Below are 13,827 nucleotides of genomic sequence, written 5' to 3'. Positions count from 1 at the left end.
TCGCCCTAATCCCGTATTTTACCGTCTTAACTGGCAATATTTCATCATGACTTCACCATCCAATGTCTCCCTTTCCTACCGCGACGCTGGCGTCGACATCGATGCCGGCGACGCCCTGGTAGAGGCGATCAAGCCTTTTGCCAAGCGTACGACCCGCGAAGGCGTGCTGGGCGGCATTGGCGGGTTCGGCGCCCTGTTTGAAATCAGCAAGAAATTCAAGGAGCCGGTGCTGGTGTCCGGCACCGACGGCGTGGGCACCAAGCTCAAGCTGGCTTTCCATCTGAACAAGCACGATACGGTCGGTATCGACCTGGTCGCCATGAGCGTCAACGACATCCTGGTGCAAGGCGCCGAGCCGCTGTTCTTCCTGGATTACTTTGCCTGCGGCAAGCTGGACGTGCCGTCGGCTACCGACGTCATCAAGGGTATCGCCGCCGGCTGCGAGCAGGCGGGCTGCGCCCTGATCGGTGGTGAAACCGCTGAAATGCCGTCCATGTACCCGGACGGCGAATACGACCTGGCCGGTTTCGCGGTCGGCGCGGTGGAAAAGTCCAAGATCATCGACGGTACCAAGATCGCCCCGGGCGACGTGGTGCTGGGCCTGGCCTCCTCGGGCGCGCACTCCAACGGCTATTCTCTGGTGCGCAAGATCCTGGAAGTCGCCAAGCCGGACCTGAACGCCGACTTCCACGGCCGCAAGCTGGCCGACGTGCTGATGGCCCCGACCCGCATCTACGTCAAGCCGCTGCTGTCGCTGATGGAGAAGCTGGAAGTCAAGGGCATGGTGCATATCACCGGCGGCGGCCTGGTCGAGAATATCCCGCGCGTGCTGCAGGACAACCTGACCGCCGAGCTGGACGCCAAGTCCTGGACCATGCCGCCGCTGTTCACCTGGCTGCAGCAGCACGGCGGCGTGGCTGACGCCGAGATGCACCGCGTCTTCAACTGCGGTATCGGCATGACCGTGATTGTGTCCAAGGAAAACGCGGACGCCGCCGAAGCCCACCTGAAGGCGGCCGGCGAGACCGTCTACCGCATCGGCGCCATCCGCGCCCGCGCCGAAGGCGAAGCGCAGACCATCGTGCGCTGATCGCGGCAGACACGGCGCCTGCCGGCGCCGTGTTGCTCGCGGAAAACAAAAAAGGCTGCAATTGCTTGCAGCCTTTTTTATTGCCCGAACGCATGGTTCGGGTTTTGTCAGAACGCCAATATTGCTTAGCTGGCCTGCTCCGAGTCGCCGTCCTGATGCGCCAGGATCTGGCGCGGCACGGCTTGTGGGTTGCGCGCCACACCCGACGGCGGCGCCACGCGCACCGGTTCGCTGTGGTCGGACGACGAGGACAGCACGTTTAACGTCGCCTCCGGCGCGGCATCCCAGACCGGGTCGTCGATCGCCTCGAACACGCGCTTCAACTGCGAGCCCCAGCTGCGGCGGATCATCTGGAAATACTGGTTCTGTTCGTCAATGGTGACGAAGCGGCCCACGGACAGGTCGTCGCTGTTGTAGACCAGCAGGTCCAGCGGCAGGCCGACCGAGATATTGGACTTCAGCGTCGAGTCCATGGAGATCAGCGCGCACTTGGCGGCTTCGTCCAGCGTGGTTTGCGGGGTGACGACGCGGTCGATGATGGGCTTGCCGTATTTGGCTTCGCCGATCTGGAAATAGGTGTTCTCGTCGTGCGACTCGATGAAGTTGCCGGCCGAGTACATCTGGAACAGGCGACAACGCTCGCCCTTGATCTGTCCGCCGAAGATGATGCTGACGTTGAAATCGATACCGAACTTGCCCAGCTCATTGGCCTCGCGATCATGCACGGCGCGGATGGCGTCGCCCAGGATCTGCGCGGCTTCATACATGGAGGTGGCGGTCCAGATGGAGCGGCCATCGGCGTTGGTGCGGTCGCTGACCATCTGGCGGATCGACTGCGAGATGGACAGATTGCCGGCAGTCATCAATACCATGACGCGGTCGCCCGGATTCTCGTAAACACTCATTTTGCGGAAGGTGCCGATGTGGTCGACGCCCGCATTGGTTCGCGAATCGGACAGGAATACCAGGCCGCTGTTCAGGCGCATGGCAACGCAATAGGTCATGATCTGATCTGAAAATATAAAAACCGGATTTTACAGGAAGCCCCGCCGGCACAAGTTGCGAGCGGGGCTCACTGTCGCCGTGTTCCTACATTAACGGCGCGATTCAAAATTTTCTTAGGCGAGAGGGCTGAATAAATGAATATTCATGCTGCCAAAGGAACAAGAAAATCGCGACTGACCCGATTGCCGAGCTCGAAGATGCGTTCCAGGAACACCGTCAGGTAGTCGTGCAGGCCGGCGTCGAGGATTTCCTCGATGCGCGCGAACTCGAGGTCGGCGTGCAGCTTGCCGGCAAAGCGTTCGGTGTCGGCCGAGACGTCGTTGTGCACGTGCTTCAGGTTGGACGCCACCTGGGCCACGCACGCCAGCAGCGAACGCGGCATGTCCGGACGCAGGATCAGTAGTTCGGCCACGCGTTCCGGCGTGATGACGTCGCGATACACCTTGCGGTAGATCTCGAAGCCGGACACCGAACGCAGGATTGCCGCCCAATAATAAAAGTCGATCTGGCCGCCGTCCTCGTCGGACTGCGATTGCCCCTGCGGAGACTGCTTCTGTTTCTGCTTTTGCGATTGCGCTTCGCCGGCGCCGTGGAACTTTACGTCGATGATGCGCGCGGTGTTGTCGGCGCGCTCGAGGAAGGTGCCCAGGCGGATGAAGTGAAAAGCCTCGTCCTGCAGCATGGTGCCGATGGTGACGCCGCGCGAGAGGTGCGAGCGGTGCTTGACCCATTCGAAGAAGTCGCCCGGACTTTGCTCCAGCGCGTTGGTCTGCAGGTAGGACTGCATCTTGATCCAGGTGGCGTTCTGGATTTCCCATGCCTCGGTGGTCAGCGCGCCGCGCACCGCGCGCGCATTTTCACGCGCCTGGCGCAGGCAGGAGGCGATCGAGGACGGGTTGTTCGGGTCACGCACCATGAAGTCGATGACGTCCTTCTGCGTCAGCTTGTCGTACTTCTGGTTGTAGCCGTAGAGCAGCTCGGAAATGCCGAGCACGGCGCGCCAGCCTTGCTCGGCGTCGTCGGTGGATTGCGGCAGCAGGGCGGTTTGCACATGCACGTCCAGCATGCGCGCGGTGTTTTCGGCGCGCTCGGTGTAGCGGGCCATCCAGAACAGGTGATCGGCGGTACGACTGAGCATCTTATTTCTCCAGAATCCAGGTGTCCTTGGTGCCGCCGCCTTGCGACGAGTTCACCACCAGCGAGCCTTCTTTCAGCGCCACGCGCGTCAAGCCGCCCTTGACCATCGTCACGTTCTTGCCGGACAGCACGAACGGGCGCAGGTCAAGGTGGCGCGGCGCGATGCCGGCTTCCACATAGGTCGGGCACACCGACAGCGCCAGCGTGGGCTGGGCGATGTAGCCGTCGGGCTTGGCGATGACGCGGGCACGGAAGTCCTCGATCTCCTGTTTGGTGGAGGCGGGGCCGACCAGCATGCCGTAGCCGCCGGCGCCGTGCACTTCCTTGACCACCAGCTTTTCGAGATTAGCCAGCGTGTAGTCGAGGTCGGCCTTCTTGCGGCACTGGTAGGTCGGCACGTTGTTGAGGATGGGTTCTTCGGAGAGGTAGAACTTCACCATGTCCGGCACGTAGGGGTAGATCGACTTGTCGTCGGCCACGCCGGTGCCGATGGCGTTGGTCAGCGTCACCTTGCCGGCGCGATAGGCCTGCAGCAGGCCCGGCACGCCCAGCGCCGAATCGGGACGGAAGGCCAGCGGATCGAGGAAGTCGTCGTCGATGCGGCGATAGATCACGTCGACCCGCTTGGGGCCGCGCGTGGTGCGCATGTAGACCACGTTGTCCTTGACGAACAGGTCTTGTCCCTCGACCAGTTCCACCCCCATCTGCTGGGCCAGGAAAGCGTGTTCGAAGTAGGCCGAGTTGTACATGCCCGGCGTCATCACCACCACCACCGGATCGGTCACGCCGGCCGGCGCCACCGAGCGCAGGTTGTCCAGCAGCAGGTCGGGGTAATGGTCGACCGGGGCGATCTTGTGGCGGGTGAAGAGCTCGGGGAAGAGCCGCATCATCATCTTGCGGTTCTCCAGCATGTAGGACACGCCGGAGGGCACGCGCAGGTTGTCCTCCAGCACGTAGAACTCGCCCTCTCCGGCGCGCACGATGTCGACGCCGGCGATGTGCGCGTAGATGTCGTTGACCACGTTCACATCCTGCATCTCGCGGCGGTACTGCGCGTTCTGGAAAATCTGCTCGGCCGGGATGATGCCGGCCTTGACGATCTTCTGCTCGTGATAGATGTCGTGGATGAACATGTTGAGCGCCTTGACGCGCTGCACCAGGCCGGCTTCCAGCTTGGCCCATTCGGCCTTGTGGATGATGCGCGGGATGATGTCGAACGGGATCAGGCGTTCGGTGCCCGCATCGTTGCCGTAGACCGCGAAGGTGATGCCGACGCGGCGGAAGATCAGGTCGGACTCGGCACGTTTGCGGGCGATGGTTTCAGCCGATTGCGCGGACAGCCAGTTGGCGAATTCGGCGTAGTGCTGACGCACTTGCGGGTTGTCGCTTGCAGCGCTTCCCGAATACATCTCATCGAAAAAATGTGCCATAAATTTGATTCTTTTTCCCTGCCGGAGCGGGAACTTTTTTAAGTTGAATTAGACGACAAATGAGACTGAGGGATCTGCGGCAAATACGCGCGCCTGCTGGCGTGTGTTGGATAAGCCTATCAGAGGCATATGCTTTTGGACAGTGGAAAGTTTCATGGTTCTGGTCACGAGAATTTGGCTCCTTCGGCGCGTTGAAGACGGCTTGAAATCATCATCGCCGTCACGCCGGGAAGCGCGTCCCCGGCATGACCGACGGCTGCTTGAAACGCGGTTCAGCTCCAGGGCGTCGGCGCCGGCACCGCGCACGGCGCCGGCATGTCGATGGTCGTGAAGTTGGCCGGGCTGACGATTTCCAGGTATTCCATGTCGGGCGAATAATCGAACAGGAAATGCACGATGCCCGGTCGCTGGTGCACGCAGTCGCCGGCCTTCACCAGCGTCACCTCCTGCTCGTACATGAAGCGCGCCCATCCCTTGAGCATGATGACGATGTGGAAGTTGGCCTCGTGCCGGTGCCAGCCGGTGCCTTCCTCCGGCGCCATGTTGGCCTTCACCAGTTGCGCCACCACCTGGCCGCCGGTGGCCGCGGCGATGCCCAGGTCGCGATACAGGAAGAAGTCGCGCAAGCCGCCCGACTCGTACTTCGTATCGCCCTCGCACACGTGCGAAAACACATTCCCCGCCAGTACGCTTTCAGCTACGGTGTTCATCACAACCATCCTTTCTGCGGCGTCCCGCATTTGGCCTGCGACAAATGAACGCGGCGTCAGCCCAAGCTGTTACCGCGCCCCGGACGCATTGCTGAAAACGGCAATCGGGCGTCCTAAAACTCTACGTCCAGCTCATCGATATCTTCCGGCTCCTTCTTCGCCGCAGTGATCCACGCCTGCATTTCCGGCATGGCCATGATGCGCTTGCCGTAGGCCGCGCACACCGGGTCGAGTTTGACGTCGTAGGTCATGAAGCGCGTCACCACCGGCGCGTACATGGCGTCGGCCATGGTGCGCTGCTCGCCGAACAGGAACGGGCCGCCGTACTTGGCCAGGCATTCCTTCCAGATGGTGGTGATGCGCACGATGTCGGCTTCGGCGCGCGACCACACCTTGAAGTTGGGAAAGTGCGCCTTGAGGTTCATCGGCAAGGCCGCGCGCAGCGCCGAGAAGCCGGAATGCATTTCGCCGCAGACCGAGCGGCAGTGCGCGCGCGCGGCCTGGTCGCCCGGCAACAGCTTGGCGGAGGGGCGGATTTCGTTGAGGTATTCGGCAATGGCCAGGGTGTCCCATACCAGCACGTCGCCATGTTTGAGGCTGGGCACCAGGATGGAGGAAGACAACAGCAGGATCTCCGCGCGCGCCGTCGGGTCGTCCGGCGGCACGATGTCTTCCTCGAAGGGCAGTCCTGCGAACTTGGCCAGCAGCCAGCCGCGCAGGGACCATGAGGAGTAGTTCTTGCTGGTGATGCGCAAAGTCGTTTTAGGCATGTCAGTCCCTTATGTCTCTTTTCGCGAATGTTGACTTTGAGCACGTCGCCTGCGCCACGCGCAAATCGCGCCGCACGGGACGACGTTACAACTTTCATCCTGCATCAGTCCAGCGGGATGAAAGCGGCGGCCTGTATGTCGGCGCCTGCCTTGAGGCTCTTGCAAAGCGCGTGCCAGCCCGGCGCTTTGTCGCGGCGCGGCGTCGACAAACGGCGTGCGCCGCGCATGGCCAGTGGCATGCATATTGCATCGAAGGCCGTGCGGGCGAGCAGCCGGACGAGACCAAAAAAGACAGAACGAGAACCAGAACGAGAAGGGCGGCGTCTTCATGATCAATACCTACCAGCTCTACCAGCAATACGCCGACGCCACCGATCCGCTGCGGGCCTCCGCCCGAATGCTGGTGCCGGTGTTCGGCGTCGAATGGCCGGGTTTGCCGGCCAATCCGCTCATGCGCAAGCTGGCCTCGGCCTGCGACGTCTTTGCGCGTACGCAATTGACCCACGCGCGGCCTGACTTCGACATTCCGAATGTGGAAGACGGCGGACGCACGATTGCGGTGCATGAGGAAGTCGTGGCTGCCACGCCGTTTTGCAGCCTGCTACGGTTTCGTAAAGATGCGCGCAAAGATTTGCGCAAGGAAACATTGGAAGAGCAGCCCAAGGTGCTGGTGGTGGCGCCCATGTCCGGCCACTTCGCCACGCTGCTGCGCGGCACCGTCAAGACGCTGCTGCGCCATCACGACGTCTACATCACCGACTGGCACAACGCCCGCGACATCTCGCTGGAGCACGGCAAGTTCGGCCTGGATGAATACGTTTCCCACGTCATTTCCTTCCTCGGTGTGCTGGGGCCGGGCGCGCACCTGCTGGCCGTGTGCCAGCCCACCGTGGCCGCGCTGACCGCCGCCGCGGTGATGGCCGAGGACGACAACCCGGCCCAGCCGCGCACCATGACGCTGATGGCCGGCCCGCTGGACACGCGCGTCAATCCGACCGCGGTCAACGCGCTGGCCAAGAGCAAGCCCATCGAATGGTTTGAAAAGAACATGATCAGCACCGTGCCGGCGCGCCATCGCGGCGCCGGCCGGCGCGTGTATCCCGGCTTCGTGCAGCTGGCGGCGTTCATGAACATGAACCTGAACCGCCACGTCGACGCCTTTCGCAACCTGTACCGCCACCTGGTCGACGGCGAGGACGAGAAGGCCGCGCAGATCCAGACCTTCTATGAGGAATACTTCGCCATGTCCGACTTGCCGGCGGAGTTCTACCTGGAGACCGTGCGCGCGGTATTCCAGGAGCATGCGCTGCCGCTGGGCAAGCTGCAATACCAGGGACGCGTGGTGAAACCGGCCGCCATACGCCGCACCGCGCTGTTCACCATCGAGGGCGAAAAGGACGACATCTGCGCCGTCGGCCAGACCGTCGCTGCACAGGAAATGTGCAGCGGTATCCGGCCCTACATGCGGCTGCACCATGTTCAGACGGCGGTGGGGCATTACGGCGTCTTCAACGGTCGCCGCTGGGACAACGAGATCTATCCGCGCCTGCGTGATTTCATTAATATGCACCACAGGTAGGCACGGCGGCTGAGCATCGCCGCCCGCAGGGAACAGGGTAAAAAGGGTAAAGAAGAGGTAACAAAGCGCGGGAAGAATGGAGCGCGGCAAGAACAGGCGGGCATGACCGGCGGCGCGCCTGTATGTCCGGCGAACCTCAGCACTTCAACCATTTGCATGCCGTAAAGGATCTACATGTCAATTCACGTGGCGTTGAACCATGTCACTTCGTACAAGTATGACCGTGCCATCAACCTGGGACCGCAAATAGTCCGCCTGCGCCCGGCGCCGCACAGCCGCACCCGCATCCTGAGCTATTCGCTGCGGGTCCTGCCCGAGCCGCATTTCATCAACTGGCAGCAGGATCCCGAAGCCAACTACATGGCGCGCCTGGTGTTCCCCGAGAAGACCACTGAATTCAGGATCGAGGTGAACCTGGTGGCCGAGATGTCGGTCATCAATCCCTTCGATTTCTTCCTTGAGCCGTATGCCGAGCAGTTCCCGTTCGAGTATGCCGATGAGCTGCAAAACGAGCTGCTGCCCTATCGTCAGAAGCTGCCGTTGTCGCCGCTGTTCAAGACCTTCCTGGACGGCATCTCGCGCGAGAAGAAGGGCAGCGCCAACTTCCTGGTCGAGCTCAACCAGAAGCTGGCCAACCATATCGACTACACCATCCGCATGGAGCCCGGCGTGCAGTCGCCGGAGCAGACGCTGGCGCTGAAGTCCGGCTCCTGCCGCGACTCGTCCTGGCTGCTGGTGCAGCTGCTGCGTCACCTCGGCCTGGCGGCGCGGTTTGTCTCCGGCTACCTGATCCAGCTGACCGCCGACCAGAAGTCGCTGGACGGCCCCTCCGGCCCCGAGGCCGATTTCACCGACCTGCACGCCTGGTGCGAGGTCTACCTGCCGGGCGCCGGCTGGGTCGGGCTGGACCCGACCTCGGGCCTGTTCGCCGGCGAAGGCCACATCCCTTTGTCCTGCACGCCGGAGCCGGCATCGGCGGCGCCGGTGTCAGGCCTGGTTGATCCCTGCGAGGTCGAGTTCGAGCATCTGATGAGCGTCAAGCGCATCTGGGAAGCGCCGCGCGTGACCAAGCCCTATACCGAACAACAGTGGAGCGCGATCGAGGCGCTGGGTCATGCCATCGACGCCGAGCTGGCCGCAGGCGACGTGCGCTTGACCATGGGCGGCGAGCCGACCTTCGTCGCGCTGGATTATCCGGACGAGCCGGAATGGAACACCGCCGCCATGGGGCCGACCAAGAAGCCGCTGGCCGCCGAGCTCTACCATCGCATGCGCAACAAGTACGCGTTGCACGGCCTGCCGCATTTCGGCCAGGGCAAGTGGTATCCGGGCGAGCAGTTGCCGCGATGGGCGTTGAATTGCTACTGGCGTCGCGACGGCGAACCGATCTGGCACAACCCGGCCCTGATCGGCGACGAAACCAAACCGAACGTGGCCGACAAGATCGTCACCAGCCACTTCCTGCATCGCGTGGCGCAGCGCCTGCAGGTGGACGGCAAGAACGTGTTCCCGGCTTACGAGGACGTGTTCTACTACCTGTGGCGCGAGCGTCGCCTGCCGGGCAACGTCGACCCTTTTGATTCGCGCGTGGACGACAAGCAGGAGCGCGAGCGCCTGATGCGCGTATTCACCCAGGGCCTGCAAAGCGCGGTGGGCCATGTGCTGCCGCTGGCGCGCCGCTTTGACGGCCACGGCTGGCAGAGCGGATCCTGGTTCCTGCGCAGCGAGCGTTGCTACCTGTATCCGGGCGACTCGCCGCTGGGTTATCGCATGCCGCTCGATTCGCTACCCTGGGTCAGCGGCAGCGAGCATCCGTCGGTGCATCCGGCCGATCCGTCGCAATTGTTCCGCCCCTTGCCCAGCGCCGCCGCCATTCGCCGGCAGGTCGGCAGCCCGCAGGAGCCTGCCGCGCGCGTCGCCGCGCCGGGCGCATCTGCCGCTGCTGTCATGGGCACCGGCAACGGCAGCGCCGCGCATGCGACGCAAGCCGTGCCGGAGCAGTTCGAATCGGCCAACTGGATTACCCGCACCGCACTGTGCGCAGAAGTGCGCAACGGCGTGCTGTATCTGTTCATGCCGCCGCTGTCGCAGCTGGAGCATTACCTGGAACTGGTGGCGGCCATCGAGTCGGTGGCCGAGGAGTTGAAGCAGCCGGTGCTGCTGGAAGGCTATGAGCCGCCCAACGATCCGCGCCTGCGCAAGTTCAGCGTCACCCCCGACCCCGGCGTGATCGAGGTCAACATCCAGCCGGCCAACAACTGGGGCGAGCTGGTCGAGCAGACCACTCACCTGTACGACGCCGCGCGCGCCTCGCGCCTGACCACCGAAAAGTTCATGCTCGACGGCCACCACTCCGGCACCGGCGGCGGCAACCACATGGTGCTGGGCGGCATCACCACCGGCGATTCGCCCTTCCTGCGCCGGCCGGACCTGCTGCGCAGCCTGATTTCCTATTGGCACAATCATCCCTCGCTGTCCTACCTGTTCTCGGGCATGTTCATCGGGCCGACCTCGCAGGCGCCGCGCATCGACGAGGCGCGCAACGACTCCACCGTGGAGATCGAGCTGGCCTTCGCCGAGATGGACAAGCAGGTCGCCAAGGGCGATTGCCCGCCCTGGCTGGTGGATCGCCTGCTGCGCAACCTGCTGATCGACGTCACCGGCAACACCCACCGCGCCGAGTTCTGCATCGACAAGATGTATTCGCCCGACAGCAGCACCGGCCGCCTGGGGCTGCTGGAGCTGCGCGCCTTCGAGATGCCGCCGCATGCGCGCATGAGCCTGACCCAGCAGTTGTTGCTGCGCGGCCTGGTGGCGCGTTTCTGGAAGCAGCCCTACAAGCCGGCGCGCCTGGTGCGCTGGGGCACCGAGCTGCACGACCGTTTCCTGTTGCCGCATTTCATCGAACAGGATTTCCGCGACGTCATCGCCGACATGAACGAGGCCGGCTATGGCGTGAAGGCCGAGTGGTTCGCGCCGCACATGGAGTTCCGCTGCCCCAAGATCGGGGACTATGCGGTCAAGGGCATGGAGATCGAGCTGCGCACCGCGCTGGAGCCGTGGCACGTGCTGGGTGAGGAGAGCACCGCCGGCGGCACCGCGCGCTATGTGGATTCGTCGCTGGAGCGCTTGCAGGTGAAGGTCGGCGGCATGGCCTCCGATCGCTACGTGCTGACGTGCAACGGCGTGGCCGTGCCGCTGCAGCCCACCGGCACGGTGGGCCAGTTCGTGGCCGGCATCCGCTACCGCGCCTGGCAGCCGCCTTCGGCGCTGCATCCGACGATAGCGGTCGACTCGCCGCTGACCTTTGACCTGGTCGACACCTGGAACGGCCGCAGCCTGGGCGGTTGCCAGTACCACGTGGTGCATCCGGGCGGGCGCAATTACGAGACCTTCCCGGTCAATGCCTTCGAGGCCGAGAGCCGTCGCCTGGCGCGCTATTTCCGCCTGAACCATACGCCGGGAAAATTCGATATCCAGCCCGCGCGGCCGTCTATCGAGTTTCCTTTTACGCTAGACTTGCGCTACTTCTAACTCAAGCGCGCGCGACTCCGGCATCCCGTGCCGGTGCGCCCGTTTCGTCTCACTCATGCACCAGCGTTTACTGGAAAGCTATCCGGTCAGCAGCGATCGTTACGACGAAATGCTGCTGGCCGACGGCCGCTTGCGGCCGCATTGGCGAACGCTGATCGACCAGCTGGAAAATCTTTCCCCGGAGATGCTGCGCCGGCGCGCCAACGAGGTGCGCGACGCCATCGCCTCCGACGGCGTCACCTACAACGTCTATGCCGATCCCAAGGGCGCCAACCGACCGTGGGAGCTGGATCTGCTGCCGCACCTGGTGTCGTCCGAGGAATGGGGCTTCCTGTCGCGCGCGGTCGACCAGCGCGCGCGCCTGATGAACGCGGTGCTGGCCGATATCTACGGCGAGCAATCGCTGATCGCCGGCGGGCTGTTGCCGCCGGCGCTGCTGTTCGGCCAGCACGGCTACCTGATGCCCTGCCACGGCCTGAAGCCGCCCGGTGGCGTGCACCTGCATGCCTACGCGATCGACCTGGCGCGTTCGGCCGACGGCACCTGGTGGGTGGTGTCGGATCGCACCCAGGGCCCGTCGGGCACCGGCTACGCACTGCAGAACCGCCAGATCATGTCGCGCGCCATGCCCGAGGCGCTGCGCGACATGCAGGTGGAGTCGCCGCACGGCTACTTCCATACGCTGCGCTCGACGCTGACGCGGCTGGCGCCGGCCAACGGCGAGCCGCCGCTGATCGTGCTGCTGACCCCCGGCCCGTATAACGAAACCTATTCCGAGCACGCCTTCCTGGCGCATACGCTGGGCTTTCCGCTGGTGGAGGGCGTCGACCTCACGGTGCGCGGCGAGCAAGTCTTCTTGAAGACCCTCAACGGCCTGCGCCGCGTGCACGCCATCCTGCGCCGCATGGACGACGACTATTGCGACCCGCTGGAGCTGCGCGCCGACTCCGCGCTGGGCGTGCCCGGCCTGACGCAGGCGGCGCGCCTGGGCAATGTGCTGGTGGCCAATTCGCTGGGCAGCGGCGTACTCGAGTCGACGGCGCTGCACGGCTTCCTGCCGGCCATCAACGAGCGCCTGTTCGGCGAGCCGCTGATGCTGCCGGCGGTCGCCTCCTGGTGGTGCGGCGAGAAGCCGGCGCTGGACTACACGCTGGAGCATTTCGACGACCTGGTGATCGTGCCGGCTTTCTCCAGCATGCGCATGCAGCCGGTGTTCGGTCACACCGTCACCGGCGCCGCGCGCCGCCGCCTGATCGAAAGCCTGCAACTGCAACCGCACGCCTATGCGGCGCAGGAGTGGGTGCGCCTGTCGCAGGCGCCGGTGATGTCGCGCAGCGGCGACTACCGCCTGATGAACCGTACCATCAGCCTGCGTGTGTTCGCCGTGGCCGACGGCGAGGGCGGCTACCACGTGATGCCGGGCGGCCTGACGCGGGTGGCCTCGCGCCAGCGGCGCGACGTGGTGTCGATGCAGCAGGGCGGCACCACCAAGGATGTATGGGTGCTGCGCGAAGGCGACGCCGGCGCGGCCGCGGCCGACCAGTTACCCGATGACGCCGCCGGCATAGCCGCGGGCGACGGCACGCTGATTCGTAGCACCGTCGATGTCTCTTCGCACGCCGGCGAAAACCTGTTCTGGATGGGACGCTATTCCGAGCGCGTGAAGAACCTCGCGCGCCTGCTGCGCACCACGCTGCAATACACGATGGACGGCCAGACCGAAAGCCGCGGCATGCTGGGCAGCGTGTCCTGGATCTGCAGCCAGCTTGGCGTGCAGATGCCCAAGTCCGATCCGCGCCCGACCATCACCGGCCTGCAGCAAAGCCTGCAGGCCGCGGTGGTCGACACCTCGGCATCGGTCAGCGTGGCGACCCAGCTGCGCCAGCTGGCCGGCGCCGCCTACCAGGTGCGCGAGCACCTGTCGCTGGACAATTGGCATGCCCTCAACAAGATGCCGGCCATGGTGCAGGAGCGTATCAATACCCCGGCCGCCGCCCAGCAGGTGCTGGGCAACGTGATCGACGCCTGCTCCGGCCTGGCCGGCCACGCGCTGGACGACATGACGCGCGACGCCGGCTGGCAATTTTTGATGGTCGGCCGCCACATCGAGCGCATGGTCAACATGGCCACGCTGTTCGACAGTTTCCTGCGGCTGCCGCCGCGCCACCAGACCGCAGCGCTGTCCTGGTTGCTGGAGTCGGCCAGCAGCATCGTCACCTATCGCGTGCGCTACCGGCGCACGCCCGAGTGGCTGCCGGTGCTGCACCTGCTGGTGTTCGACGTGTCCAATCCGCACGGCATGGCGTACCAGTTTCGCATGCTGCAGCAGTACCTGGCCGAGATTGCGCAGCAGCTGGGCCTGCTCAGCATGACCATCCCGACCCACCTGGCGCAGCAACTGGAGGCGATGAGCCTGGCCGACTTCGCCTACGGCTCGGCCACCGCCGGGGAGGCCAATGCGCGCCTGGCGCAACTGATGCGCGACGCGGTCAGCGGCGGCTACATGCTGTCCGACGACCTCTCGCGCCATTACTTCACGCCGCTGACCGCGCCGGTCAGCCAGGGGGTTTGA

10 protein-coding genes are annotated in these 13,827 nt (G+C 64.3%); 4 read left to right on the top strand and 6 right to left on the bottom strand.

What is annotated here, in order from left to right:
• Positions 1 to 46 precede the first annotated feature (46 nt).
• Positions 47 to 1,090, top strand: a complete 1,044-nt coding sequence (purM, locus tag J8I26_RS19520) for a phosphoribosylformylglycinamidine cyclo-ligase (protein WP_209608776.1) — start codon at positions 47 to 49, stop codon at positions 1,088 to 1,090.
• Between the two features lie 125 nt (positions 1,091 to 1,215).
• Here purM and J8I26_RS19515 read toward each other — a convergent pair whose 3' ends face one another.
• The 6 genes from J8I26_RS19515 to J8I26_RS22845 form a co-directional block, all read right to left on the bottom strand.
• On the bottom strand, positions 1,216 to 2,094 hold the full coding sequence (locus J8I26_RS19515; protein WP_209608775.1) for a peptidase: 879 nt from the start codon (positions 2,092 to 2,094) through the stop codon (positions 1,216 to 1,218).
• 143 nt (positions 2,095 to 2,237) lie between these two features.
• Positions 2,238 to 3,233, bottom strand: a complete 996-nt coding sequence (locus J8I26_RS19510; protein WP_209608774.1) for an alpha-E domain-containing protein — start codon at positions 3,231 to 3,233, stop codon at positions 2,238 to 2,240.
• Position 3,234: 1 nt separating this feature from the next.
• Positions 3,235 to 4,662 (bottom strand): circularly permuted type 2 ATP-grasp protein, encoded by a 1,428-nt coding sequence (locus J8I26_RS19505; protein ID WP_209608773.1) that lies wholly within the window; start codon positions 4,660 to 4,662, stop codon positions 3,235 to 3,237.
• A 272-nt stretch (positions 4,663 to 4,934) separates the two neighbouring features.
• Positions 4,935 to 5,372: a cupin domain-containing protein gene (locus J8I26_RS19500; protein WP_209608772.1), complete on the bottom strand. Its 438-nt coding sequence runs from the start codon at positions 5,370 to 5,372 to the stop codon at positions 4,935 to 4,937.
• A gap of 113 nt (positions 5,373 to 5,485) precedes the next feature.
• Positions 5,486 to 6,142: a glutathione S-transferase family protein gene (locus J8I26_RS19495; RefSeq protein WP_209608771.1), complete on the bottom strand. Its 657-nt coding sequence runs from the start codon at positions 6,140 to 6,142 to the stop codon at positions 5,486 to 5,488.
• Between the two features lie 104 nt (positions 6,143 to 6,246).
• Positions 6,247 to 6,381: a hypothetical protein gene (locus J8I26_RS22845; protein ID WP_280868902.1), complete on the bottom strand. Its 135-nt coding sequence runs from the start codon at positions 6,379 to 6,381 to the stop codon at positions 6,247 to 6,249.
• An 89-nt stretch (positions 6,382 to 6,470) separates the two neighbouring features.
• Between J8I26_RS22845 and phaZ the strand changes: the two genes are divergently transcribed.
• The 3 genes from phaZ (at position 6,471) to J8I26_RS19480 (ending at position 13,827) form a co-directional block, all read left to right on the top strand.
• Complete coding sequence (gene phaZ, locus J8I26_RS19490; RefSeq protein ID WP_209608770.1) at positions 6,471 to 7,721, top strand: polyhydroxyalkanoate depolymerase; 1,251 nt, start codon at positions 6,471 to 6,473, stop codon at positions 7,719 to 7,721.
• Between the two features lie 174 nt (positions 7,722 to 7,895).
• Positions 7,896 to 11,255, top strand: a complete 3,360-nt coding sequence (locus J8I26_RS19485; protein ID WP_209608769.1) for a transglutaminase family protein — start codon at positions 7,896 to 7,898, stop codon at positions 11,253 to 11,255.
• A gap of 55 nt (positions 11,256 to 11,310) precedes the next feature.
• Positions 11,311 to 13,827 carry a circularly permuted type 2 ATP-grasp protein gene (locus J8I26_RS19480; RefSeq protein ID WP_209608768.1) on the top strand — a complete coding sequence of 839 codons (2,517 nt, stop codon included), beginning with the start codon at positions 11,311 to 11,313 and terminating at the stop codon, positions 13,825 to 13,827.

This window comes from Herbaspirillum sp. LeCh32-8 (assembly GCF_017814915.1).
GTDB lineage: Bacteria > Pseudomonadota > Gammaproteobacteria > Burkholderiales > Burkholderiaceae_D > Herbaspirillum.
The sequence above is the reverse complement of the archived record's forward strand: the minus strand, read 5'-3'. Positions and strand labels throughout refer to the sequence as shown.